Origin of the sequence: Fictibacillus sp. B-59209 (genome assembly GCF_036216745.1) — a bacterium.
Taxonomy (GTDB): domain Bacteria; phylum Bacillota; class Bacilli; order Bacillales; family Fictibacillaceae; genus Fictibacillus_C; species Fictibacillus_C marinisediminis.
Map to the genome: position 1 here is coordinate 297943 of NZ_JARMMC010000018.1, position 26049 is coordinate 323991.

Genomic DNA, 26049 nt, shown 5'->3' on the forward strand with positions numbered 1-26049 from the left:
AAGACAGCTATTCTTTATTCACTATTTAGTTTTCATAATTTTTAGTTACAATCTCTGCACACGATGCACAAAGTGTAGGGTGTTTTTCATCAGAACCAACTTCTGGTGTTACAACCCAGCAGCGCTCACACGTTTCGCCTTCAGCAGGCTTAACAGAAACCGCCAAGTGATCATATTTTACTGCCCTTTCAGGAGCATCATCTCTAAAACCGCCAATCACTGCCTCTGAAACAATAAACAGTTTATTAAGGTCCTCTACATTTTCAAGCCAGCTCTTCACATTTTCTGCAGGATACAGGGTGATAGACGCTGTAAGGGACTTCCCGATTACTTTAGCATTTCTTGCTTCCTCAAGTGCTTTTAATACTTCATCACGAAGATCCATAAACAGATCCCAATCTTTCATCAATTGGTCTTCGCCAGGATAAGTGACAGAGTCCGGCATGGTTGTTAATTGAACACTTTCCTCTGTAACACCAGGAATGTAGTTCCAAACTTCGTCTGCCGTGTGGGCAAGAATTGGAGCTGTCAATTTTGTGATCGCCATCAGTGCTTCATAAAGTACGGTCTGTATGCTTCTGCGTTTAATATCGTCCTCTGACTGAATGTAGAGAGTATCCTTAGCAATATCAAGGTAGAATGATGACAGATCGATGGTACAGAAATTATGGATCGCGTTATAAACAGTCAGGAACTGGTACTCATCATAAGATTTCTTTACCCGGTCGATCAGTTTATTGAGTTTAACGAGCATGTATTGATCGATCTTGCCAAGTTCTTCAAAAGGAACAGCGTTTACTTTCGGATCAAACCCATTAAGGTTTCCAAGCAAGAAGCGCAGTGTATTACGGATTTTGCGGTAAACTTCAGCTACTTGTTTCAAAATATCATCGGACACTCTGACATCTGCCTGATAGTCCACAGAAGATACCCATAGGCGGATAATGTCAGCGCCAAGCTGGTTCATGACTTTTATTGGATCCATTACGTTGCCGATGGACTTACTCATTTTTCTTCCTTCACCATCAAGAACAAAACCATGGCTAAGAACCGATTTGTACGGTGCCTTGCCTGTGATCGCTACTGATGTGGAAAGAGATGAGTTAAACCATCCGCGGTACTGGTCAGAACCTTCCAGATAGAGATCAGCCGGACGGCTTAGATCTTCGCGTTCTTCAAGAACACTCCAGTGAGAAGATCCAGAATCAAACCATACGTCCATGATGTCTGTTTCTTTAGAGAACCTGCCGTTCGGACTGTGATCAGACGTGAATCCTTCAGGAAGCAGTTCTTTTGCATCTCGTTCGAACCAAATATTCGATCCGTGTTCACGGAACAGTTTTACAACATGCGCGATTGTTTCTTCCGTCATGATCGGTTCACCGTTTTCTGCATAGAACACCGGAATAGGAACTCCCCATGCACGCTGTCTTGAAATACACCAGTCTTCACGGTCTTTGATCATGTTAAACAGTCTTGTTTCGCCCCAGTTAGGAATCCAGTTCACTTCTTTAATAGCGTCCAGCATCTCTTCACGCATTCCTTTAATAGAAGCGAACCATTGAGCAGTAGCCCTGAAGATTACCGGTTTTTTCGTTCTCCAGTCATGCGGGTATGAGTGGGTGATGAAGGACAGCTTTAAGAGCGCGCCAGCCTCCTCCAGCTTCTGTGTGATTGGCTTGTTAGCTTCATCATAAAACATGCCTTCAAATCCAGGAGCTTCACTTGTCATAACACCCCGGTCATCGACTGGGCAGAGCACTTCTAGTCCGTATTTTTTACCGACAAGGAAGTCATCTTCCCCGTGTCCGGGTGCTGTATGGACACACCCAGTACCTGCATCAGTCGTGACATGGTCACCGAGCATGACGAGGGATTCACGGTCATAAAGAGGATGCTGTGCAACAACATGTTCAAGATCTTTACCTTTTACGGTTTTAGAAACCGTCACATTCGTCCATTCTAATTCTTTTTCCAGCTGCTCGACTAGCGCCTGTGCCACTAGAAGCTTTCTCCCCTCTGCCTCAACAACGACATAGTCAAGATCAGGATGAACGGAAATACCGAGGTTTGCCGGAATGGTCCATGGTGTCGTGGTCCAGATGACGATGCTTACGTCTTGATCAAGTACGTTTTTTCCGTCTTTCACCGGGAACGCAACATAGATAGATGCTGAACGTTTGTCATAATATTCGATCTCTGCTTCTGCTAATGCAGATTCAGATGATGGAGACCAATAAACAGGCTTCAATCCTTTGTAGATGAATCCTCTTTTCACCATTTCGCCAAATACTTCGATCTGACGGGCTTCATACGCTTTGTTCAGGGTGATGTACGGATTCTCCCAATCTCCGCGTACTCCCAGTCGTTTAAACTGATTCCGCTGGCGATCCACTTGTGTCAGAGCATATTCTTCACACCGTTTACGGAATTCTGCAACCGACATCTCTTTTCTTTTTACTTTTCCGCTCTTGGTTAAGGCGGTTTCAATTGGAAGGCCATGTGTATCCCAGCCAGGAACGTATGGTGCATGATAGCCTGTCATGGATTTATAACGGACGATCATATCTTTTAAGATCTTATTCTCAGCATGCCCTACATGGATATCTCCATTGGCATAAGGAGGCCCGTCATGAAGAATGAAGGAAGGTCGCCCTTTCGTATGTTCCTGCACTTTATTGTAAATATTCAGATCTTCCCATTTGGCTTGAACTTCCGGTTCACGCTGAGGAAGATTGCCCCGCATCGGAAATTCTGTTTTAGGCATTAATAACGTGTCTTTGTAATTCATATTTTTCCTCCTACATCTATCGAAAAAATCATTTCCAACTGCTCACATGCATACAAAAAGGCCTTCTCGTCACTGTGAAGGGACGAGAAGGCCACCCGCGGTACCACCCTAATAGGTTTCAAAATGAAAGAAACCCGCTTTGCAATCGTATCGTGAAAGAACGCCAGGCTTACTTAGTGCAGGTTCAGCCTGGAAACTCCGGGGTGATCTTCTGTACAGTCCATTTACCGGTCTTCCACCATCACCAGCTCGCTTACTTGAAAAATGGATTCTATACTTACTTTCCCTTTCATCGTTGCCAAAATATAATAATCTTTAAAGAATTATATGCTTAGGACGAAAAAACGTCAAGCGTTCTATTTCATCTCCAGTTCGTATTCTTCACCACGTTCTGCAGGCTGAAGAGCATCCCAATCCTCATTCTTCAGCATTTCCAGCTGAGCTTCGATGAGCATGCGGAAACGGGTGCGATAAACAGAAGACTGCTTTTTCAATTCTTCGATCTCCATCGTGATTTTTCGGGATTTAGCCAGCGATTCATTGATAATTCGGTCCGCGTTCTTTTCCGCTTCCTTTACGATCAGCCTTGCTTCTTTTGTTGCGCTTCGTTTAACTTCCTCGCCTGTTTCCTGAGCAACAAGAATAGATTTGTTCAATGTTTCTTCAATGTTTTTAAAATAGGAAAGCTTCTCTTCAAGCTTTTCTACGGTTTCTTCCAATTCTCTTCTTTCGCGGATCACTGATTCATAATCTTTAATTACTTGATCAAGAAAATCGTTGACCTCATCTTCATTATAACCCCGAAATCCCCGGGTAAACTCTTTATTATGAATATCCAATGGTGTTAAAGGCATTTCCGCCACCTCCGCTAATGATGCTTTCTATTAATTACCTAGTTTCGACAATTGTAATGCCAATCCTTCTAAACTGTATAATTTATTGTAAAACTCCGTACCTTACCCGCCATCTGTCTTTCTTTGTCTTACCTTCAACAGCGATCAGTTTGCTCCTGCCGTATCCTCTTAAAGATAAATAATCTCCAGGTTCAACTGGGAAGGACACTTCTTCAGTAACCCTCCAATTGACCTTTGCTTTCGACCCTTGAATGAGAGGGCTGACTTTTGACCGAGAAAGCCCATAGATCTCAGAGAGAACCACGTCAAGCCGCAATGAAGAAACTGTTCCTTCTTTCATTTCATAAATCTCGTCTGATTCAATGAGATCATTTTCAGACACTTCTTTCAGCTTAACACTCGCTTTTCCGATTCGCTCTAAGTTAAGGCAGACGTAGTCGCTCACATCGCCTGCAACAACAATCTGCATCCTGTCCTTGTTTTGAAGGATATCACCAAACTTTCCTCTCTTCATTCCAAGGTTCATCAGAGAGCCGAGAACGTCTCGATGCTCCATCGTTACAAACTTTGCCGGATAGTGAATTTCCAATACAGAAACTTCAAAATCCTTTTTCTCGGGTACAAAATAAGAAGGATAGATTAATGCTCTCTTTCTCTCAGAAAAAGAAGAGCCTCCCCAGAACGCCAGGGAAGCCTCCGAGCCTTTTCCAATCATGCTTTCAGCGATATCCTGCTCTCTTGGATCAAGAAAATCAGTCAGTTTAACAGAATATCGTTCCTCAGCTTCAGCCTTCCACTGCAGCACTTGATCAATAAAGGGATATTCTTCTTTACGAAAATGCTGATATATGTTCATCTATGCTCCTCTGCCTTTAGGCCAGGTATTGGCCAATCCAGTAAATAACCATTTTCACACCAGCTTGTGCAAACGATAATGCAAATAATGCGACGATCGGAGAAATATCAATCATGCCAAGCGGCGGGATGATTCTCCTGAACGGCGCCAAGTATGGCTCCACGATTCTGGCAATAAATTGGCCGATGGAAGATTCCCTTGCATTCGGGAACCATGACATTAATATGTACGCTATGACTATATATCGATAGATAGTGAAAAGTTCGCTAACAAAGTTCCCAATCTGATATACCAAAGAAAGCCACCGTCCTCGTATTATTCGCCTTCCAGCATTTCCGAAATCGATCCGGAAATATCTACGTTTTCCGGTGTGCACAAAAATGTGTTAGGACCTAATTTTTGTATATCTCCACCGATCGCATAAACGGTTCCGCTTAAAAAGTCGACGATCCGTTTTGCCTGATCATGTGGAATGCGCTGCAGGTTCATGACAACCGCACGCCTGTTTTTTAATTGATCGGCAATGTCCTGTGCTTCCGCGTATACTCTCGGTTCAACAAGGACCACCTTGGATTGCTGATGAATACTTTGCAGGCTGACGACGTTCTGCTTGTTTTTCTTTGTTTGAGCAGGAGGATATTCACTCTCCACAGCCTCTGCACCATCCTCTTCAACTACCTCTTCATATACATATTCATCTTCTTCAAGGTCAAAAAAGCGCTTGAATTTGTTCTTTATGCTCATGATTGGCACCTCCTAAAATTCTTTGCCGACCAGGCTGGTCCCAATTCTGACGAACGTTGCTCCTTCCTGGACAGCTATTTCATAATCATTAGACATTCCCATGGAAAGCTCAGTGCATGGCGCAAATTCGTAATGCTTCGCCTGTATGTCATTTTGCAGCTGTTTAAGTGTTGAAAAAACAGAACGAAGGGTTTCCTCATCTTCTGTATGAGGAGCCATGGTCATCAGCCCTACGATCCGGATGTTTGGAAACTCTTTCATATTATCGACATATGATAGAGTTTTTTCAGCCGACAACCCATGTTTTGTTTCTTCTCCGGAGACATTGACTTGAACAAAACAATTGATGACACGGTCTGCCCTCTTATCGATCTCCTTAGCAAGCGAGAGCCTGTCCAATGAATGAATATAGTCAACGTAAGGGAGAATTTCCTTAACTTTTCTGGACTGAAGAGAACCAATAAAATGCCACGTCACATCATCACCAAGAACCTCATACTTTTCCTTGAGGCCTTCCGGACGGTTTTCACCGATGTGCTCAACGCCAGATTTCACTGCATCCACAGCCGTTTCTGTACTCACATATTTCGTCACGGCAATAATTTTAACGTCCTCTGGCTTTCTGTTTTTTTTCTTGCAAGCTTCAGAAATATTAGTTTGGATGACTGAAAGATTTTGCTGGATATTCACGTTCTGCTCCTTTCAAACGCCCGATATAGCTCATGATCCTGCCGGTTTTTCCAAGTTCCTTGCGATGAGAAAAAAATTGTTCATTATTGCAGCTGGTGCAATAAGAAGTTTCAACAATATTTTCCTCTTTCATGCCTGCCTGAATCAGGATCCTCTTATTTACTTCCCGCAAATCCAGCAAATAATGCGTCTCGTCTATCTGACGGTATGGAAAATTTGCTGTATCAGCCGGAAGCGCCTTGTTGACTTGCTTGATAACAAATTCATCTACCTCATAGCAGCAGCATCCGATCGATGGGCCGATTGCTGCAATGATGTCATCGGGCCTGACACCTTCAGCCTTCACCCATTCATCCACCATGTTTGCTCCGATCTTGCCGACTGTACCTTTCCAGCCTGCATGGGCAAGCCCGACAAGTTTGCTTTGGGGACTCAAAAAGAAAAGCGGCACACAGTCAGCGTAAAGTGAGGTTAGTAGTAGGTCTTCTTCTGATGTATATATTCCATCGGTGCCTTTAATCGCGCTTGCCAGATCTTTTGCGCCCTTTCCAGCATCCTCATGCGTAACTTTTTTTATGACTGCCTGATGCACCTGCTCAGTTCCGACCCAGTGGTCTAAAGCAGCTCCAATGGCAACACTTGCGCTCTGCCGGTTTTTTAGAACATCCTCCGGGTTGTCTCCGACATGGAATCCTAAATTCAATGATTCATATGGATGCTTGCTAAAACCATTACTCCGTGACGTGATGCCTGCTGTTAATCCGGCATGCTGGTTCATCCAGTCAGCCAGTTTAAACATGCTGCCTTGTTGTACAAATGGTTCAGCTCTCAAAACCGCACACTTCCTTCTGTGAAAAGTATTATCAAATTGAGACGGATATTGGGTTATTATGCTATTTATTTTATCACAGATGAGTCTTGAGCGTATAATGCTATTTACTTTTTCAGCTGATCAAAAGGTTCTTTAATATATTCTCCTGAATCCTGAGCGTCCATATAGCGGACAAGAATGACATCTGTCCCGATCTTTACGATATTTCTCCATGGAATGACAATATCACTTTCTCTTGCAAAAAAGCCGAGCATTTTTCCTGGCCCCGGTATGATCAGTGATTCTATCTTTCCCGTGCTTAAATTAATCTCCAGATCAGCGATATGTCCAAGTTTTTTGCCGTTCGCAACATTTACTACGTCCTTGACCTGAAAGTCAGAAATCTTCATCATCGTATCCCCGCCCTTCTTTTACTAACTATATGAGCGAGCTTGTAAAATCATGTACAGCAAACAACCCGCTTTATCAGCGGGTTGTCTTTTTAGCTGCTCTGTATATTTTTGTTCATCTGTGAGATGGCCGCTTTTTCCAGACGCGAGACCTGGGCTTGTGAGATTCCAATCTCATCGGCGACCTCCATCTGCGTTTTGCCTTGAAAAAATCTCATCGTCAGAATCATTTTTTCTCTTTCATTAAGGCGCCTCATTGCTTCTTTCAGGGCAATTTCTTCAATCCACTGAAAATCTTTAGCCTTATCATCACTTATCTGATCCATTACGTAGATCGGATCGCCGCCGTCATTATAAATAGGTTCAAAAAGAGAAACGGGGTCCTGTATGGCATCCAGTGCAAATACCACTTCTTCTTTAGGAACCTCCAGCACTTCAGCGATCTGCTGTGCCGTTGGTTCCCTTGAAAGCTTATTCATAAGCTGGTCTCTTACCTGCAACGCTTTGTAAGCGATATCCCGCAGAGAACGGGATACCCGGATGGGGTTGTTGTCCCGCAAATATCTTCTGATCTCTCCAATAATCATAGGTACTGCATACGTGGAAAATTTTACATTTTGACCAAGGTCAAAATTATCGATGGATTTCATTAGGCCAATACAGCCGACCTGAAATAAATCATCAACAAACTCCCCGCGGTTGTTAAATCTCTGGATAACGCTGAGAACTAAGCGCAGGTTGCCGTTTACTAACGTTTCGCGTGCAGTAGGATCCCCGTTCTGCATCTTTGTGAACAATTCACGCATTTCGGGATTTTTTAATACTGGAAGCTTAGACGTGTCTACTCCGCAGATCTCTACTTTGTTTCGGGTCAATGGATTTCCCTCCTACCGGGAGTTTTTTGTCAAAGTCAGTATTTCCCTGGCAGGAATTTTTATGCAGTAGCTTCATCTTCAGGAAGTAAAGCAGGATGCCGGAAATCATGCGGCAGTATAGCTTAATTGACTGGAAATTATTTTCAAAATAAGCTGAAGGGTATAAGCCAGCTGTTCCCCCCTGCTATAGGAGAAAAGACTTGAGGGTTTCAACCATCAGTAGCAATGCCAAATTTCAATGCCAAATAAAAAAAGAGGCTGCTGCCTCCAATCAGACCATTTTATTAAATTCCTTTTGCAGCCGTTTAATAATTCTCTTCTCCAATCTTGAGATATAGGACTGAGATATTCCGAGCATATCAGCCACATCTTTCTGGGTCTTTTCTTCCCCTCCAGATAGTCCAAATCTAAGCTCCATGATCTGTTTCTCCCTGTCATTTAACGTAAATAAAGCCTTCAAAAGCAATTTCCGATCGACATTCGCCTCTAATCGGCGTGTAATAATATCCTCTTCTGTCCCGAGGACATCTGATAATAAGAGCTCATTTCCATCCCAGTCAACATTCAGCGGTTCATCAAAAGAAACTTCTGATCGTGTTTTGTTATTTCTGCGCAAATACATAAGGATTTCATTTTCAATGCATCGGGATGCATATGTAGCCAGTTTTATTTTCTTTTCAGGATTGAACGTGTTTACCGCTTTGATCAGTCCGATCGTACCAATACTGATTAAATCCTCTATATTGATCCCGGTATTCTCAAATTTTCTTGCAATGTAGACGACCAGCCTTAAATTCCTTTCGATGAGCAATGATTTAGCAGCCTTATCGCCGGATGGCAGCTTTTCAAGGAGTACAGCTTCTTCCTCCTTGCTCAGCGGCGGCGGAAGCGCCTCATGGCCGCCTATATAATGGATTTCCTCCGTTTTGATCCCAAGCTTAATTAACAGTTTGTACCAAAGAAGTGTCAGTTTCAGACGAAGCTTTCTCACTTTGCCATTCTCCCCTCTCCTTATTCTATGAGGCTGCTATGTTCTCGATACCTTTCGACATGACTTCTGGATGCACAATGCAGGTAAACGCATTTTCACTTGATAATGCTGTATATGTTAACCCGATAAGAACTCTCGAACATGAAAAGTTCCCCTGTTTGCTTTTGATTACGACTTCATCCGGCTTGATGGCCGGGAGAAATTCACTGTCTTTCCCCACAGCACGAAATGGAATAATCCGCAGGCGTGATTCCCATGAATGCCCCGAGGCACCAATTTCGTTAAATGACTCCATATCTTTAGAAAACGCTATGATTTCCGGTGGAAGGTGTTCTTCGTGGATATTCAAGTCAAGGATCATTACAGGCACCTTGGTGATCGGGTCATGCAGCTTGTTTCCGCTGTCAATCAGCCCGGCAGCTTGTATGCATGTATCCTCAATTCTGATTTCCACCCCCACCAATTCTGTATAATGGAGTTTCTGCACTTTAATGTCATCCACTCTTCTTTTGGAAAACAGCCATACTGCCGGAAAGCCGATACAGACGAACGCCCAGCTTAAAAGATCACCCTTTCCTGTACTCTTGGTCGCCAATACACCATGCATGATCGTTAAATCTGTCTGTAAGAAATAATGTGCCGCAAAAAGCCCCCCTCCTGTGACAAACGTTACAAAATAAAACATCCCAACATTTTTAGCGAAGTATGAAAATTTTTGAAAACCAAATGACACGACCATGATGATCAAGGAAAAAACAAATTTGATGAGCGGATGATACATGCTGATATCCGTAGGAATGAAAAGCAGCAAAACATACGAAGATCCGATGAAAGAACCCGCAGCCAGTCTCCATTTTTGCATTTTGCGTTTTAACACCATTCCGGTTAAAACAATCAGCAGAAAATCAATGCAAAAATTAAGAAACCAAATGACATCCAGATAAAGTGTCATTTGTTTTCTCCTTTCTTAAGAGTTGAAACAAGTATAAAACAGGCGAAATATGAAGTCTGTCAATTTATGAGACAAGATATCTTTTTATTTTAAGAGATTTTGTCATAATCTACTGCTTGCAAAAAACTGTTTTGAAGGCATAAAAAAACACCTTTCATAGTCTGAAAGGTGTTTTGCAAGTATTGTTGGCGCTTCTGCTTTTCTTAGTTATCTTCTTCGGTTACGGTTGCGGTTGCGAAGGAAAGTAGGGATATCCAGTGTATCAGAATCGGATTGTGAAGGCGGAGCCGGACGGTTTTCGTTCGTCACTTCCTCACGCTGGTTTCCTTGGCTAGCTGGAGCCTTTGGAGCCTGCTGCTGGAATTTTGGACGCTGCGCCTGTGCCTGCATGGCTTGCATGTTTTCTCTTTCATCGAAACCGGTCGCAATAACAGTCACCAGAATTTCATCTTTTAAATCTTCATTGATAACAGACCCGAAGATCATGTTGACTTCAGGATCTGAAGCAGAGGATACAATATCTGCCGCTTCATTAACTTCATAAAGGCTTAGGTTGGCTCCTCCAGTAATGTTCATCAGGACACCCTTGGCACCGTCGATTGAAGTTTCAAGCAATGGTGAAGAAATGGCCTTTCGTGCTGCCTCAGCTGCTCTGTTTTCGCCAGTGGCAATACCAATACCCATTAGAGCAGAACCTTTTTCAGTCATGATCGTTTTAACATCGGCAAAGTCAAGGTTGATCAATCCAGGTACAGCGATCAAGTCAGAGATCCCTTGTACACCTTGTCGCAATACGTTATCTGCCTCACGGAAAGCTTCAAGCATCGGAGTGTTTTTGTCAACGATTTCTAGTAGTCTGTCATTTGGAATGACAATCAATGTATCTACTTTTTCTTTGAATACGCTGATTCCGCCAACAGCTTGAGTAGAACGTTTTCGTCCTTCAAACGTGAAAGGACGGGTAACAACACCTACTGTCAATGCTCCCATTTCCTTAGCGATTTCAGCGATTACAGGAGCTGCACCTGTTCCAGTTCCTCCGCCCATACCGGCAGTAACAAAGACCATATCGGCCCCGCGCAGGGCTTCTTCAACCTGTTCCCTGCTCTCTTCCGCCGCTTTTTTTCCAATTTCCGGGTTGGCTCCTGCACCCAATCCCCTAGTAAGCTTTGAACCGATCTGCATTTTAATCTGAGCCTTTGAAAGGTTTAGTGCCTGGGCGTCAGTATTCACGCAAATAAATTCTACTCCTTGTACACCGTGCTCAATCATGCGGTTAACAGCGTTGCTTCCGCCGCCGCCGACACCAATGACCTTAATTGTAGCTAATGAATCCATGTTCATATCAAACTCTAACATGAGCGTTCCTCCTAATGACTAGTTAAACCTGTCTCTTATTCGAAAAATAAACCAAACCAATTTTTCATTTTGGATTTCATGCCGCCTGCGGTTTTATCACTTTGCTGCTTTGCCGCTTGAGGCTGTTTCTTTCTTTGCTGGACCTCTGCTCCCTCAGTAAGGGCAGAAGCTACCTCTTTTCCTTGTACCTTAATGTTGCGGTACGTAAATTGGATGAGGCCGATACCTGTCGTATATTGCGGCTCTCTGACGCCGATATAATCCGGCAGGGAGACCCTGACATTGTTTTGGAAAATTTCCTGTGCCAATTCCAGCAATCCAGGCATCGCGGCAACACCACCGGTTATCACAAATCCTCCTGGCAGATCTCCATAGCCTCTTCGAATGAGCTCTTCGTCAGCTAGTTCGAGCATTTCAGCAATACGGGCTTCAATAATAAGAGCCAGATCGTACTGACTGATCTCCTGATCTGATGAGGATCCAATCTGAGCGACAGAAAACGTTTCGTCTTTTGATGCATGATCAACAAAAGCATGTCCATGCTTGACCTTTATTTTTTCTGCATCTTCAGCAGTCGTTCGAAGTCCGATAGATATGTCTTTAGAAATGAACTCTCCGCCGAATGGAAGAACGGTGGTCATCTGCATTGTTCCCTGATCAAATACGGACACTGTAGTTGATCCTCCGCCGATATCGATTAAGGCTGTTCCTAAGTCCATCTCATCCCTGGTAAGGGCTATTGAAGCAGTAGCCAGTGGTTCAAGACAGATATCAGCAACTTGCAGCCCCGCTCTTTCCACGCAACGCAGTAAATTATGTAATATGGTCTTAGATCCTGTTACGATCGTTCCTTCCATTTCCAGCCTGACTCCGAGCATACCGCGCGGATCAATAATTTCATCGGTTCCATCAACAATAAACTGTCCAGGTATGACATCAATAATTTCCCGTTCAGGAGGAATTGAAACTACTTGAGCAGCATCAATCACGCGTGCAATGTCTTCATCCCCAATTTCACGGTCTTCACTGGAAACAGCAACTACACCATGGCATGGCTGAAGCTGAATATGATTTCCTTTCACACCTACAATTACTGCATTAACCGGTATGCCAAGCATTCGTTCTGCCTGTTCAACCGCTTTTTTTATGGAACGAACAGTTTCATCGATATCAACAATAGATCCTTTTTTTATTCCTGCAGATTTTGAGTGACCTACACCAATTACATTAAAGGATTCACTGGTCATTTCTCCAATGATAACTTTAATATTGGATGTACCGATGTCTAAACTTACATAAATCTCGTTGCTGTTCATTCTTTGGCACCTCCTTGAGTTTAAAATGTCCGTTATATACTATTCGTCTATCCGTTATGTAATTATATCGGTATACGAGTGGGTTAATTAAGGAATAAATTCCACAAACAAGGATTATTCCCTCTTTTTTTTCTTAAGTTTTTAAGAAAATTAACTGTTTTTTCTAGATTTGCTCCATTTTGAAATAATAAGCCGACGAATGACAGCTATATTATTAAACAATCTGACGCCAAAAGCAAATATTGCCGCCAAATATAAATCAATTCCAAGATGTACTCCTAGATAGGCAAGGCCTGCAGCAAGCAGAATATTAAAGAAAAACCCGCTGATAAATACCTTATCCTCGAAATTCCCTTGCATGTGGGCCCGAATTCCTCCGAACAACGTGTCAAGCGCTGCCAGAACAGCGATAGAAAGGTAGTTTGTATATTCATAAGGAATCCGTATTTCAGATAAAAAACCCAAAACCAGACCAATGATTAAAGCCAAGACCGGCAGCCACATTATAATTCCTCCTTTGCCTGCTTCATGTATTTTACACGGATGGGTTTATCGTAAGCGGGCAGTGTCAGCTGGTTTTGTGGCTTAGAATCAATGTATAGGTTCTCCCTCACAAAATCTTCCGCAGATTGCGAAGCAATAATTTTATTTTGAAGTTTTTGGGCATCATCTGATAATACTTTGATTTCAATAGGAAACGAGCCGAGCGGCTGGTTATTTATGTAGGTTTCGCCATTGACTTCCCTGATCGGTGTAGTCGAGATGATTCGCTGGCCATCCACTGAAATATCCTTTGCTTCATATCTGTTCAGTTCATTGATCAGCCTTCTGATCAATTCCGGATAGAGTTTTGGCGCTTCTCCTTCATTAAAGGGTTCGATGGTGATCAGAATTCCTTGTCCGCTCACTTCTGTCAAACCTGCCGCCTCTTTTAAGTCATTAAGCGCTTTTTCCATCGCCTCTGTTTTTTCCTTCTTTCGTGATTGCTCATAATCATCTAAAAGATCCTGATACTTTTTGATTTCATTGTTTAGATCCTGCTGGCGCTGTTTCTCTTTTTCCAAGTCCGCACGGAGTTCCCACGTATCTCTTGTGTCTCTCGTTATGGGATTGTTGGTTGTCTGAAACTGAATGGCCAGCATTACGCCCAGAATGCAGGCAACGCCGGCGAATATTGCTTTTCTTTTGTTGTTCAATTGGCTCATCCCTCTTTGCTTAAATAAGGATCCATCGTAATTCCATCCTTTGTCGCTACTCTAACTTCAATGCCATCATTGACAAGATCACTGACTACAGATAAATTCAACGATTTTTCCATTATTGACTTATCTCCGATCGCTGTAATGGTAAAAGGAGCTGGATATTGATTGCCGTCTACGCTGACGACCGGACCCACGCATGTGATATAGCTGCTGTGGGAAATCCTTTGTCCGTTAACAGCAACAGCTTCCGCTCCTGAAACAAGCATTTCGTAGATCACGCTTCGAATGTGCTCTTCATGAACAATATAATTATTGGGATTCTCACCATCTGGAACATAAGATGAGTCCGAGAGGGTTACTTCAATTCCTGGACCCTTAACTTTAACGCTTCCAACTACTTTCCTCATTTTTTTCAGGTCTTCAACTAAGTTATAGGATTTCTTCTCCTGATCCGCTAGTTTGTTTTCTCTTTTTTGAATTTGAAGCTGAATTTTTTTTAATTCCCCATTCAATTTCCGGTTAGTCTTTTGGGTTCTCAATATACCGCTTCTCAAACCATCCTCTTGTTTCCACTGGCTGTTCGTTTCATGAGTCGCTGCTTCCTTTTTCGTAATTTGATAGGAGTACGATAGAAAAAAGCCTGTCACGAGCATGATGATCGAAAAGAAAACATACTTACCTGTCGGTTTCACTCTTAGGTGCCTCCTCTTTGCCGAATTCATGGAAATACGTGCTGACATCCATATTGATAACCCCTTTTTGATGAGGTCCCAGCTGCTGTACGATGGATGGGTAAGCCTCCATTTTTCTGGCAAAATGGGTGATCGAGGACCTGACTTCGTAACCGTCTGTCATATAAAGAATGATTCGATTGCCGTCCTTGCTTTCAGTATCTAATTGAATCTCAGAAATACGGTGGGCGATCCCTTTCGTCAGCTTGCCGAGTTCCTTCGCCATAGGTTTCAAGAGCTTCCGGTCCTTCCAGTCTGTGATGATTGGTGCGTTTACTGGCAACGAACCCTTTTTCATACCAGCAAGGAGTTTCCCGCTTTCGAGAACAGGATAATATTTTCCATTTTCCTTCAGATAGCCTACTCTATGAAATTCCTTCACTTCTATGATGAGATGATTGTAGAACTTTTTATGTACATCAACAGAGGAGATCTCCCCCATTTTTAGTATGTCTTTTTGAATGTCTTCATCCGACAGGTTCAGAAAAGAGGTGTGAGGGCTGATTTTCGCCGCTTTAATAATGGCTTGGTCGCTGATGTTTTCGTTCCCGCTCACGGTTATCTTTTTTATGTCACTGAAACTGGATTGGAAATAGACAAATACCAATATCAGCAAAAAGAAAAGGGACAAGTAAATAATCATTCTTCTGTTTGTTTTTTGTTTGCGCTGCGTTTTTAATTTGGGAATGCGGTCTTCAATCGTAACAACTTTTTCCTTGTCCATTTCCTTTCCCCCGTGTAAATACAAATAACTGAATACCATCCTTCATATGTAAAGAGAAAGGAAAACAGCTCTGCAAGCTATTCTCCTTCTCCAAAAGGAACCATCCAGTCCGATTTATGTCTATTAAATTATAACATAAGTTAACGTGAACGATGTGGCATTTTTTAGCTTTTTCTGCCGATTATCTCCACTTCGGTCTCGATATCGATATTGTGCAGTTCTTTGATCTTTTTCTGGATCAGCGAGATCAGATCCAGGACATCTTTCGCTTTGGCATTTCCAGTGTTTACAATAAAGTTAGCATGCATGTCAGAGATCTGTGCACCCCCGACAGTTGTTCCTTTTAAACCAGAGGATTCAATAAGCTGGCCCGCATAATTCGGAAGAGGATTCCTAAATACGCTGCCGCAGCATGGATAGTTCCAAGGCTGTGTATTTCTGCGGTAGTCCTTATTCTTTTTCAGTTCAGCCATTATGGTTTCTCTGTCGCCTTTTTCAAGAAGCAGAACGGCTTCCACGCAGATCCCGCCGGTTTTCTGTAGTACTGAGGTACGATAAGAGAACTCCATTTCTTCATTGGTGAGCCATTTCAACTCCCCATCCGGAAAGAGGACCAATGCTTCTTTCAAGATTTTTGACATGTCTGATCCATGAGCTCCGGCGTTCATGAATACGGCTCCGCCGAGAGATCCTGGAATTCCTGCGGAAAATTCAAGTCCTGAGTATCCTTCGCGGGATAGAACGGTAGCCAGTTTGACGAGGGAATACCCCCCTCCAATCCTAAACTCGCCCCCATTTTGTTCAAGGCTGTCTAGACCGTCACCTAGCTTTATGACGACTCCTTCGATTCCTTCATCCGATACGAGCAAGTTTGATCCTCGGCCGATCGGACGGAAAGGTACACCTGCTGCTTTAATGTATTCCATTGCTTTTTTAAGAGAGTCTGTATTGTTCGGCTCAAAAAAAAGATCTGCAGGCCCTCCGATTTTTAATGTAGTATGGTTTTTCAGCGGCTCATTTTCCAAAACTTTACCTAAGTTTTCATTCCGCAGTTGATCTGCCAGTTTATTCAAAAAAATCCCCCCTATATCACACAAAATCTATTATCATATTTTATATTATTTCGCAGAAGTATGTTTAATATTTTCCATCAGCTTTACCACATTCGCTGCAGCCCCTGGCATACCCAGTTCTTTTGAAGCCTGGTGCATTCGTTCCCAGTTCTCCTGGTTAAGCAAGATATTGTCCACTTCTTCAAGAAGCAATGAACCATTCATATCTTTTTCAAGAATCACAACAGCCGCTCCGTTCTGTTCAAGAGCTCTCGCGTTCTTTTCCTGATGATTATTGGTCACGTATGGGCTCGGTATTAAAATACTAGGAATTCCAAGCGCCGTCAATTCCGCGATAGATGTGGCCCCTGCCCGCGCAACCACAAGGTCAACACCTGCAAGAAGTTCGGGCATGTTGTGAACAAAAGGAACAATGGTCACATTCGCCGGGCTTCCTGACTGGCTGACCGCCTTCAGGACGTTCTCATGATGCACGTCACCTGTAACATAGACGAATTGATAGCTCTTCTTCTCTGCTTCTGTAAGCACATCCAGAAACGCTTCATTGATTGGGCGGGCTCCCCGGCTTCCCCCTACAATCAATACTGTCTTCTTCTCCGGATCGAGGTTCAATGATTGTCTTCCTTTTGCACCGTCAGTTCCAATGACCTCAGAAGCTCTGGGATTCCCAGTGAAAACAACTTTTTCCTGAGGAAAATAACTTGCGCTCTCTTCAAATGAGATCGCAATTTTCTTAACATACTTGCTAAGAAACTTGTTTGTCAGGCCTGGGACACTGTTCTGTTCATGGATCAGCGAAGGAATCTTCAGGCTGCTCGCCGCATATACGACTGGTCCGCAAACATATCCTCCTGTGCCCACTACAACGTCCGGCTTAAATTCCTTCATGATTTTCTTGCAGCGGGAAACACCTTTTAAAAAACGCATGACCGTTTTTGCGTTTTCCATTGAAAGACTTCTTTTAAAGCCTGTAATATGAATACTTTTAAAAGGGATGTTTTCCCTCGGAACGAGCTTGCTCTCAAGCCCTTTTTCTGTACCGATATATAAAATCTCCGCATCCGGATGAAGTTTCTTAATCTCATTTGCAAGCGCAAGAGCAGGATAAATATGTCCTCCCGTACCTCCGCCGCTTAACACAATTCTCATAAAGCACCTCCGTAAAACTGATTAAAAATAATACAAACCCTGTCACCACACTGACAGGGCATGCGAGAGACAAATAAGCTAAAACAGCTGTGAGGACACTGTACTTCCAGCTGTTTCACTTCTTTGTCCATAAAATTCAGCATGTAAGACGCTGCTTAATACTTGGCATATCGGCTGATGTTCAGCAGAACCCCGATCGATGCAAGCATGAGAGTCAGTGATGATCCCCCATAGCTGATCAGTGGAAGAGTGATCCCAGTGACCGGCATAAGACCTGTGACTACTCCGATGTTAATCATTACTTGAATAGCAACCATTCCAATAATACCAATTGCCAGAAAGCTTCCGAACAAATCAGGCGCGCCGAGTGCAATTCTGACTCCCCTCCACAGAAGGATGCTAAAAAGCAGCAAGACCAATGCACCGCCAATAAATCCAAGCTCCTCTGATAGAATCGCAAAGATAAAGTCCGTCTGTGGTTCTGGAAGGTAACCAAACTTTTGTCTGCTCTCACCAAGTCCGAGCCCCATCAATCCGCCGGGACCCAATGAATACAGAGATTGAATGATCTGAAATCCGCTTCCAAGCTCGTCACTCCATGGATCCAAAAAGGAGGTAATCCGCTTAATCCGGTATGGGGCTGATATGATCAGACCGGCGAATCCCACAAGCCCGACGAACCCTAGTCCTACAAAGTGGGAGATTCTTGCACCGGCTACAAAGATCATAACGATGCTCGTTCCTACCATGACAGAACCTGTACCGAGATCGGGCTGCAGCATGATCATCGCGAACGCCAGCATAACAAGGCCTAATGTGGGCAGCAAGCCCTTCTTAAAGGACGTTATCTTTTTTTGATGTTCTGCTAAATATTTAGCCAGAAAAGTAATCATTGCAAGTTTCATAAATTCTGAGGGCTGGATGGAAAAGGCTCCCACTCCAATCCAGCTTCTTGCGCCCCCCCGCACCATTCCCACTCCTGGGATGAGCACGCCTACCAGCAAAACAAAACATATGACTAAGAGGATCTTTGCCCAAGTACGCCAGGTCATATAATTGACATTCATAATAAAAAACATAGCTGCCACTCCGACTCCGGCAAAAAGAAGCTGCCGTTTAGCGAAGAAGAACGGATCGTTGAACTTTACAAGTGCCCAATCCGCACTGGCGCTGTAAACCATAATAATGCCTATGGATAATAGAAGCAATGTCGTGCCAATTAAAATAATATCCGGTGTTGTTCGTGTCGCAGGCAAAAGAAACACCTCAACTCTTCTGTATTTGCTCGTTCCAAAACCAGCATGTACAAACTCTACTTAAGTTTATGCACAGAGTTGATAAAGATGTCCCCTCTTTGTTCAAAAGTTTTAAACTGGTCCCAGCTCGCGCAAGCCGGGGATAGAAGGATAATATCGCCTTCAGAAGAATTCTGATATGCGGCAGGAACGGCTTCCTCCACATTATCAACAAGTTTAATATCTTCTATTCCGGCGTCTTTTGCAGCTCGCTGCAGCTTAGGCGATGTTTGGCCAAATAAAATGATCGACTTCACTTGTTTCAGCTGCGGGATCAAATCATCAAATTCGTTCCCTCTGTCCAATCCGCCGGCAAGAAGAATAATTTTTTGCTCAAACGCAGAAATGGCTTTTTGGGTAGCCAGTATATTGGTAGCTTTTGAATCGTTATAAAATTTCCTGCCGTTGACCTCCGCTACGTACTGCAGGCGGTGCTTGACACCGGTAAATGTATTTAACGTTTCCTGAATCTGTTCATTATTCGCTCCAGCTAGCTTCGAAGCGGCAACAGCGGCAAGAATATTCTCAAGGTTGTGCTGCCCAGGAAGAACAATATCTCTCAAAGAGATGATTTTCTCTTCTCTAAAATAAAGGCTTCCATCTTTTATGTAAGCCCCATCATGGCATTCTTTCGTCACAGAAAAGGGAACCTTCACCGCTTTTGTGCTTTGAGCCAATTCACAAACTCTCAGGTCATCCGCGTTATAAACCGCGAAGTCTTTCTCTTTCTGGTTGGCAAAAATCCTTCCTTTTGCTGCTGCATACTCTGCAAGTGAACCGTGATAATCCAGGTGCGCTTCAAAAATATTAAGAAGAACTGCGATTCTTGGTGCATACGACTGTGTTCCCATCAATTGAAAACTTGACAATTCTGCAACAATAATATCTGATTCGTTTGACTTGTCTGCCACTTCAGACAGAACCGTTCCGATGTTGCCTGCAACTACAGGTTTGCGTCCGCTGTTTTTTAGCATCTCTCCCACCAGGGTGGTCGTCGTAGTCTTTCCGTTAGATCCCGTAATAGCAATCATCTCAGCACGGGATACCTTTCCGGCGATTTCTACCTCGGTGATGACAGGAATGCCGCGTTTAACCGCTTCACTGACAATCGGATTGGTATAAGGAATTCCGGGATTTTTCACAACAAAGTCTGTCGGACGGTCCAATAAGGATAATGGATGATCCCCGCAGACTACTTCATAGCCTTCACTTGAAAGTTTTCTTGCTTGTTCATTCTCTTCCATCGGCGTTCGATCGTTCACGACGACGTTCGCACCATAAGTCTTAAGCAGCTTGGCAGCAGCGAATCCGCTTTTAGCCAAGCCGAGAACTAGTACATGTTTTCCTTGAAAATTTTTCATATCGTTCATTTTATACCCACACCTCTAAATAGATTCCAAGGGCAGCGAATAACAATCCGACACCCCAGAAGGTTACAACGATTCTCCATTCCGACCAGCCGCTGAGTTCATAGTGGTGGTGAAGAGGACTCATCTTAAAGATTCGTTTTCCTCTCGTCTTAAATGACGCAACCTGAAGCATAACCGACAATGTTTCGATAACGAACACACCGCCAATGATCACAAGCAGAAGTTCCAGTTTCAAAATGATGGCAATAGCACTTATGGCTCCCCCTAGAGCGAGCGACCCTGTATCACCCATAAAAACTTTTGCCGGATGGGCATTGAAAACTAAAAAGCCGAGAACGCCCCCGACAACAGCTACTGAGAACAACGCAGTTTCATAGTGGTGGAGGTTGGAAGCAAGAACCGCGAATGCCCCAAAAGCAATGGCGGCTGTTCCCGCAAGAAGTCCATCGAGACCATCCGTTAGGTTCACCGCGTTAGAAGCTCCTATCAGCATGACGACGACAAGAACGGGATAAAACCAGCCAACATCAAAGGAAAAATCCGTCCCTGGTACACTGATCTCTGTTGAAAAACCTGTTTTAATAAGTCCAATGTAGAAGATTGCGGCAATAACCAGCTGCCCTACCAGCTTTTGTCTGGAAGTGAGCCCTAGATTCCTCTTTTTTACGACTTTGATAAAGTCATCCAGAAAACCTACGATCCCGTAACCTACTGTTACAAGAAGAAGCAAATACGTCTCCGTCTTCATTCCAATGAATTTAAAAGTCATAATATACGCAGCCAGCGAAAGGGCAACGATAATAATAATGCCTCCCATTGTTGGTGTACCCGACTTCTTCTGATGAGATTTCGGCCCTTCTTCCCGAATGCTTTGCCCGAACTTTAATCTTCGTAAGAATGGTATGAAAAATGGCGAGCTTAAAACAGCAATTAGAAAAGAAGCAAGAAGTGTAAATAGTAATACTTGTTCAATCATTTCCCTGCCTCCTGAACATCCTCAATAAATGGTTTAATGATGGTCTCCAGCGCCATCCCGCGTGATGCTTTAAACAGAACTGCCGTGTCCTTCGAGAGCAGAGAGCGAATCGCATCAGACGCCTCTTCTTTTTTGTTGAAAATGGAGACGTTTAGCCCAGGTTTACCCTTTTTTAATACTTCTTCGCCGATCCACTTTCCTTTTTCTCCGATGGCGATAACATCTGTGATTTCAGCATCAATGTACTCTGCTACGCCACGGTGCATCTTTTCTTCCGTCGGACCAAGTTCATACATATCTCCCAGTACAACGGCTTTTCTTTTATAATTCTGCAGTCCTTTAACAGCTTCTATAGCAGCCGCCATGCTTGTAGGGCTGGCATTATATGCGTCATTGATCAGCAGCGCCCCATTCAAGCCGCGGTATTTTTCCAGCCTCATGTTGGTCAGCTTCAGGTTTTTCAAACCCTCATTGATCGCGCTGTCCTCAATGTTCAAATAATGGCCGACTGCGATAGCATATGCTGCATTTTTAACATTATGAGTACCGAGCAGCGGAAGAGAATAAACCATGTTCTCTCCTTCAAGCTCGAATGTGAAGCCATCCTCATCACCATCTTGATTCACGATCTTCACCGTGCAATTTTCACCATAGCCACATTTTAATATATGGGGTGATGACAGATGCTGAAGAAGAGGTTCATCTCCATCAACAATGAGCAGCCCGCTTTCTTTAAGGCCGTCTTTAATCTCAAGTTTAGCTTTTGCGATGCCTTCTCTGCTTCCGAGGTACTCGATATGTGATTCTCCAATATTTGTTACAATCGCCAGATCAGGTTCAGACAATCTGCTAAGTAATGAGATCTCTCCGAAATTGCTCATTCCCATTTCAAGAATGATAACCTCAGTGTCGTTTTCCATGGACAGGATCGTCAGAGGCAGGCCGATATGGTTATTGTAGTTGCCTTGTGTTTTATGGGTTTTAAAACTCGTGGAAACAACAGCTTCCAGCAGATCCTTAGTCGTCGTTTTCCCATTGGAACCAGTTACAGCAATAACGACCGGCTTTATTTTCCTTAAATAAAGCTTAGCCATCTGCTGAAGAGATTCCACCGTATCTTTTACATAAAGGAGAGGGAACGAGCTTTCGAGCCCCTCTGGCAGGGGTGTACCTTCTTTCCAAAGGGAGGCTACAGCTCCCTGCTCAATGGCCTGCATTAAAAAACGATGTCCATCGAATTTCTCTCCAGAGATTGGGATGTACAGCGATTGCGGAGAAGATTGCCTTGAATCTTTGGTTACCTCATGAATCACTGTATTCTCAATGTTTCCAGTAGTCGATACAGCTATCCCTGTTAATTCTTTTAAATCCAATTTCATTGCTATTTCGCTCCAATCGCTTCTGCAGCTACTTTCCGGTCATCAAAATCCAGAACGTCTTTTCCGATAATTTGGTAGGTTTCATGCCCTTTTCCGGCAACCAGGATAATGTCATTGTCATCTGCGATTTCTACCGCGTAGGTGATCGCATCTTTTCGGTCTGGCTTAATGATGTATTCGTAGCCCTGAACGCCTTCTTTCATATCCTCAAGTATCGCAAGGGGATCTTCTGTCCTGGGATTATCGGAAGTAAAGATGGCAACATCCGAATGCTCTGCTGCAATCTTTGCCATCAGCGGCCTTTTAGTCCGGTCACGGTCTCCTCCGCAGCCTACTACAGAAATCACTTTTCCAACGGCAAATTCATTCACGGTTGTAAGTGCATTCTCGAGGCTGTCAGGTGTATGGGCATAGTCAACGATTACCGTAAAGCTTTGGCCAGCATCAACCGTTTCAAACCGCCCCGGTACACCATTCATATTTTCCATGGTTTTGACAATAGAGTCAATCGGAATACCGGATAAAAGCGTAGCTGAAATCGCAGCAAGTACGTTGTATACTGAAAATTTACCGACTAGTTTTATGGAAACAGGCCTCTCTTCTAACGGCGTTACAAGAGTAAAGGAGGTTCCTTTTCCAGTCACCTTAATATCCTTCGCCATAATATCGCTTTTTTGTTCAATACCGTACGTTAATATTTGGGCGGCTGTCATTTTTTCGAACTCTTTTGAAGCCTCGTCATCCCTGTTAAGGATGGCGATCTTTTCCTTATTCCCGGCGTATGTATTACCGAGCTGAGCGAACAGAAGCCCTTTAGCTCTTAAATACGTCTCCATATCTTTATGATAGTCCAAATGGTCCTGGGTAAAATTCGTGAACACAGCGATGTCATAATCGCAGCCCCTGACCCTGCCCATATCCAGGGCATGGGAGGAAACTTCCATGACTGCACTCTCCACGCCCTGATCATTCATCTCTTTAAACGCTTTTTGAAGAAAAAGAGATTCCGGGGTGGTGTTGGATACTTTATGGCTGACTCCATTTATTTTCATATCGATGGTGCCTATCATGCCCGTTCGTTTCCCAGCATCTGAAAAAATCTGCTCGATCAGATGAGAAGTGGTCGTTTTACCGTTCGTTCCGGTGACCCCGATCAGATGCAGTTTACTTGTTGGGTAATCGTAAAATACATTCGCGAGCACCGCCATCGCCCTTTTGGTATCGTTCACTAAAATGACGGGCACCGAATCAATGCCCTCCAGAGGTTTTTCAGCCAATACTGCAGCTGCTCCGTTTTTTACAGCCTGCCCGGCATAGTCGTGACCGTCTACGGTAAACCCTTTGATGCAGACAAACAGACTTCCCGGTCCTGCTGCTCTGGAGTCCATTTCAATCGAAGTAATTTCAGCGTTCGTTTCATGATCTGTTTTATAGTTTAATAAATGATTTACTAGTGTCTTTAGTTCCACATTATCAAGACCTTTCTACAAGAGTTCACATCAGAAAAAGAAGCCAAGGCTATCGCCTGGCTATTAGCATTCAAGTCTATTTTAATCCTACCTATCCGGTTTGTCACCCAAAAACAGGCGAATAACTGAACCCGGCTTTAGTTTAACTCCAGGTTCCGGTGCTTGCTTTACTATATATTGCCCTCGTCCGGAGCTTTGGATTTTCAAATCATAGAGCAAGCCTTTGATTTCTTTCGTCGACTTGCCTACAAGATTGGGCACTTTGATCAGCTCCTGATCCTGCCACGTTTTTTTCTTTTCGATCTGGTTCTTCCGCTTCTCTACCCCCATCGCTCGTAAGGAGTCATCCACAATCTTTCCAACCATCGGCGCAGCAACTACACCTCCGAATTGAATGGTGTCTTTCGGGTTGTCGACCGCAACGTAAACAACGATCTGCGGATCATCTGCAGGAGCCATACCGATAAACGATACAATATGATTGTTCTGAAGATATTTTCCATTCTTAGCTTTTTGTGCTGTCCCTGTTTTTCCGCCTACACGATAGCCATCTACAAACGCATTGCCGCCAGTACCTTGTGCCACAACGGTCTCAAGTGCATGCCGGACTTCTTTGGATGTTTTCTCTGATATGACACGCCGTTTTAGTTTTGGCGTCTGCCTGCTCACCGTTTTCCCGGTCGCTGGATCAACCAGTTCCTTGGCAATGTATGGCTCATACAGATAACCACCGTTAATCGCAGCGGATACCGCTGCAACCTGCTGGATCGGCGTAACTGAAACCCCCTGGCCGAACGCGGTCGTTGCGAGCTCGAGCGGCCCTACGTTCTTCAGATTAAACAATATTCCTGTTCCCTCTCCTTGAAGGTCGATACCCGTTTTCTGGCCAAATCCAAACTTTTGAATATAGGAGAACAGTTTTTCTTTGCCAAGACGCTGCCCGAGAATAACAAATCCAGGGTTGCATGAGTTCTGAACTCCTTCCAAGAAGGATTGGCTGCCATGTCCTCCCCTTTTCCAGCAGCGCAGTTTCCTGCCGCCAACTTCAATAGATCCAGGATCATGAAAGTGGTCGTGCTCGAGATCAACTTTATTTTCTTCCAGGGCCGCTGCCAGCGTAATGATCTTAAATGTTGAACCGGGTTCATAGTTTGCCCATACCGGCAGATTTCGGTTATACACTTCCGGCGCAACACGGCGGTATTCTTCGGGATCAAAGTCAGGCCGGCTTGACATGCCAAGGATCTCACCGGTATTCGGGTTCATCGCAATGGCTACTGCTCCATCAGGATTGTATTTCGCCTGCGCGATGTCCAGTTCGCGTTCGATGATGGTCTGTACTTTTGAGTCAATGGTCAGTTTGAGGTTATAACCATCCTTTGGCCGCTCATAATCATCCGATAACGAGGGCATTCTGCGTCCCCTCGCATCAGAAAAGAACGAAACATGTCCTTTTGTTCCTTTTAGCTGTTTATCATAATAGAGCTCCAGTCCCATAAGCCCCTGGTTGTCGATCCCGGCAAAACCCAACACATGGGAGAGATAGCTGCCGAAAGGATAGTGCCTCTTGCTGTCTTCAGCAATAAAGATACCAGGCAGGTTTAGCTCACGGACTTTATTCGCTTTTTCATTGCTGATCTTCCTGCCGCCTTGGTCCAGACGGATGATGGAAGATTTCTTTGTGATTTTTTTATATACATCAAGCTGGGAAATATCCAGCACGGCTGCTAATTTTTCAGACGTTTGAACAGGATCGCTGATCTGCCTTGGTATCACAAAGACAGTAGGCGCACTGATATTGGTTGCCAGCGGCACATTGTTCCGATCCAGAATTTCACCCCTCTGCGGTTCAAACGGAATATTCCGGCTCCATGAGTCAAGTGCTTTGCCTGTCAGCCAGTCTCCGATTACAAACTGTACATAACCAAGCCTGACTCCAATGATAAAAAAGAAGATCAGCCCAAAGGTAAGAACAAAAATTAACCGCCTACGTACCGTCACATTTGAAACACGCACATGATTACCTCCTCCA

The 26049-nt window shown here is 43.8% G+C and carries 25 protein-coding genes and 1 other annotated feature; all 25 genes read right to left on the reverse strand.

Going from position 1 to position 26049, the window contains the following annotated elements:
• Positions 1-25: 25 nt before the first annotated feature.
• Positions 26-2791 (reverse strand): isoleucine--tRNA ligase, encoded by a 2766-nt coding sequence (ileS, locus tag P4361_RS14315; RefSeq protein WP_328089819.1) that lies wholly within the window; start codon positions 2789-2791, stop codon positions 26-28.
• Positions 2792-2866: 75 nt separating this feature from the next.
• Positions 2867-3093 (reverse strand) — a binding site (T-box leader).
• A gap of 54 nt (positions 3094-3147) precedes the next feature.
• Entirely contained in the window at positions 3148-3645 is a 498-nt protein-coding gene (locus P4361_RS14320) for a DivIVA domain-containing protein (protein ID WP_328089820.1), read from the reverse strand.
• Between the two features lie 82 nt (positions 3646-3727).
• Positions 3728-4501, reverse strand: a complete 774-nt coding sequence (locus tag P4361_RS14325) for an RNA-binding protein (protein WP_062231652.1) — start codon at positions 4499-4501, stop codon at positions 3728-3730.
• A gap of 16 nt (positions 4502-4517) precedes the next feature.
• Entirely contained in the window at positions 4518-4796 is a 279-nt protein-coding gene (locus tag P4361_RS14330) for a YggT family protein (RefSeq protein ID WP_234293161.1), read from the reverse strand.
• A gap of 20 nt (positions 4797-4816) precedes the next feature.
• On the reverse strand, positions 4817-5245 hold the full coding sequence (locus P4361_RS14335; protein WP_062231650.1) for a cell division protein SepF: 429 nt from the start codon (positions 5243-5245) through the stop codon (positions 4817-4819).
• Between the two features lie 12 nt (positions 5246-5257).
• On the reverse strand, positions 5258-5935 hold the full coding sequence (locus tag P4361_RS14340) for a YggS family pyridoxal phosphate-dependent enzyme (RefSeq protein ID WP_062231648.1): 678 nt from the start codon (positions 5933-5935) through the stop codon (positions 5258-5260).
• Entirely contained in the window at positions 5898-6767 is an 870-nt protein-coding gene (gene pgeF, locus P4361_RS14345) for a peptidoglycan editing factor PgeF (RefSeq protein ID WP_328089821.1), read from the reverse strand. The genes P4361_RS14340 and pgeF overlap by 38 nt, the downstream gene beginning before the upstream one ends.
• Positions 6768-6871: 104 nt before the next feature.
• Positions 6872-7159, reverse strand: coding sequence for a YlmC/YmxH family sporulation protein (locus P4361_RS14350; protein ID WP_053354569.1), 288 nt, complete (start codon positions 7157-7159; stop codon positions 6872-6874).
• An 89-nt stretch (positions 7160-7248) separates the two neighbouring features.
• Positions 7249-8031, reverse strand: coding sequence for an RNA polymerase sporulation sigma factor SigG (sigG, locus tag P4361_RS14355; protein WP_062231643.1), 783 nt, complete (start codon positions 8029-8031; stop codon positions 7249-7251).
• 271 nt (positions 8032-8302) lie between these two features.
• Positions 8303-9022, reverse strand: a complete 720-nt coding sequence (gene sigE, locus P4361_RS14360) for an RNA polymerase sporulation sigma factor SigE (protein ID WP_053354571.1) — start codon at positions 9020-9022, stop codon at positions 8303-8305.
• Between the two features lie 25 nt (positions 9023-9047).
• Positions 9048-9974, reverse strand: coding sequence for a sigma-E processing peptidase SpoIIGA (spoIIGA, locus tag P4361_RS14365; RefSeq protein ID WP_328089823.1), 927 nt, complete (start codon positions 9972-9974; stop codon positions 9048-9050).
• 207 nt (positions 9975-10181) lie between these two features.
• The gene (gene ftsZ, locus P4361_RS14370; protein WP_248252518.1) at positions 10182-11333 is read right to left on the reverse strand and encodes a cell division protein FtsZ; all 1152 of its coding nucleotides are present in this window, start codon (positions 11331-11333) and stop codon (positions 10182-10184) included.
• 35 nt (positions 11334-11368) lie between these two features.
• Complete coding sequence (gene ftsA, locus P4361_RS14375) at positions 11369-12649, reverse strand: cell division protein FtsA (protein WP_328089827.1); 1281 nt, start codon at positions 12647-12649, stop codon at positions 11369-11371.
• A 150-nt stretch (positions 12650-12799) separates the two neighbouring features.
• Positions 12800-13153 (reverse strand): small basic family protein, encoded by a 354-nt coding sequence (locus tag P4361_RS14380; protein ID WP_053354575.1) that lies wholly within the window; start codon positions 13151-13153, stop codon positions 12800-12802.
• Entirely contained in the window at positions 13153-13845 is a 693-nt protein-coding gene (locus P4361_RS14385) for a DUF881 domain-containing protein (protein ID WP_053358282.1), read from the reverse strand. The genes P4361_RS14380 and P4361_RS14385 overlap by 1 nt, the downstream gene beginning before the upstream one ends.
• Before the next feature lie 5 nt (positions 13846-13850).
• Complete coding sequence (locus P4361_RS14390; protein ID WP_231689121.1) at positions 13851-14543, reverse strand: DUF881 domain-containing protein; 693 nt, start codon at positions 14541-14543, stop codon at positions 13851-13853.
• Positions 14527-15306 (reverse strand): cell division protein FtsQ/DivIB, encoded by a 780-nt coding sequence (locus tag P4361_RS14395; protein ID WP_328089828.1) that lies wholly within the window; start codon positions 15304-15306, stop codon positions 14527-14529. The genes P4361_RS14390 and P4361_RS14395 overlap by 17 nt, the downstream gene beginning before the upstream one ends.
• Positions 15307-15470: 164 nt before the next feature.
• On the reverse strand, positions 15471-16379 hold the full coding sequence (gene murB / locus P4361_RS14400) for a UDP-N-acetylmuramate dehydrogenase (RefSeq protein ID WP_062231631.1): 909 nt from the start codon (positions 16377-16379) through the stop codon (positions 15471-15473).
• A 45-nt stretch (positions 16380-16424) separates the two neighbouring features.
• Entirely contained in the window at positions 16425-17528 is a 1104-nt protein-coding gene (gene murG, locus P4361_RS14405) for an undecaprenyldiphospho-muramoylpentapeptide beta-N-acetylglucosaminyltransferase (RefSeq protein WP_053354579.1), read from the reverse strand.
• 155 nt (positions 17529-17683) lie between these two features.
• Positions 17684-18784, reverse strand: coding sequence for a stage V sporulation protein E (spoVE, locus tag P4361_RS14410; RefSeq protein ID WP_053358283.1), 1101 nt, complete (start codon positions 18782-18784; stop codon positions 17684-17686).
• A 56-nt stretch (positions 18785-18840) separates the two neighbouring features.
• A complete protein-coding gene (murD, locus tag P4361_RS14415; RefSeq protein ID WP_328089829.1) occupies positions 18841-20193 on the reverse strand; it encodes a UDP-N-acetylmuramoyl-L-alanine--D-glutamate ligase in 1353 nt (450 codons plus the stop codon).
• A gap of 1 nt (position 20194) precedes the next feature.
• Positions 20195-21169 (reverse strand): phospho-N-acetylmuramoyl-pentapeptide-transferase, encoded by a 975-nt coding sequence (mraY, locus tag P4361_RS14420; RefSeq protein ID WP_053354581.1) that lies wholly within the window; start codon positions 21167-21169, stop codon positions 20195-20197.
• A complete protein-coding gene (locus tag P4361_RS14425) occupies positions 21166-22548 on the reverse strand; it encodes a UDP-N-acetylmuramoyl-tripeptide--D-alanyl-D-alanine ligase (RefSeq protein ID WP_328089831.1) in 1383 nt (460 codons plus the stop codon). The genes mraY and P4361_RS14425 overlap by 4 nt, the downstream gene beginning before the upstream one ends.
• 2 nt (positions 22549-22550) lie before the next feature.
• Entirely contained in the window at positions 22551-24017 is a 1467-nt protein-coding gene (locus P4361_RS14430; RefSeq protein ID WP_328089833.1) for a UDP-N-acetylmuramoyl-L-alanyl-D-glutamate--2,6-diaminopimelate ligase, read from the reverse strand.
• An 87-nt stretch (positions 24018-24104) separates the two neighbouring features.
• Entirely contained in the window at positions 24105-26033 is a 1929-nt protein-coding gene (locus P4361_RS14435; protein ID WP_328089834.1) for a stage V sporulation protein D, read from the reverse strand.
• Positions 26034-26049 lie beyond the last annotated feature (16 nt).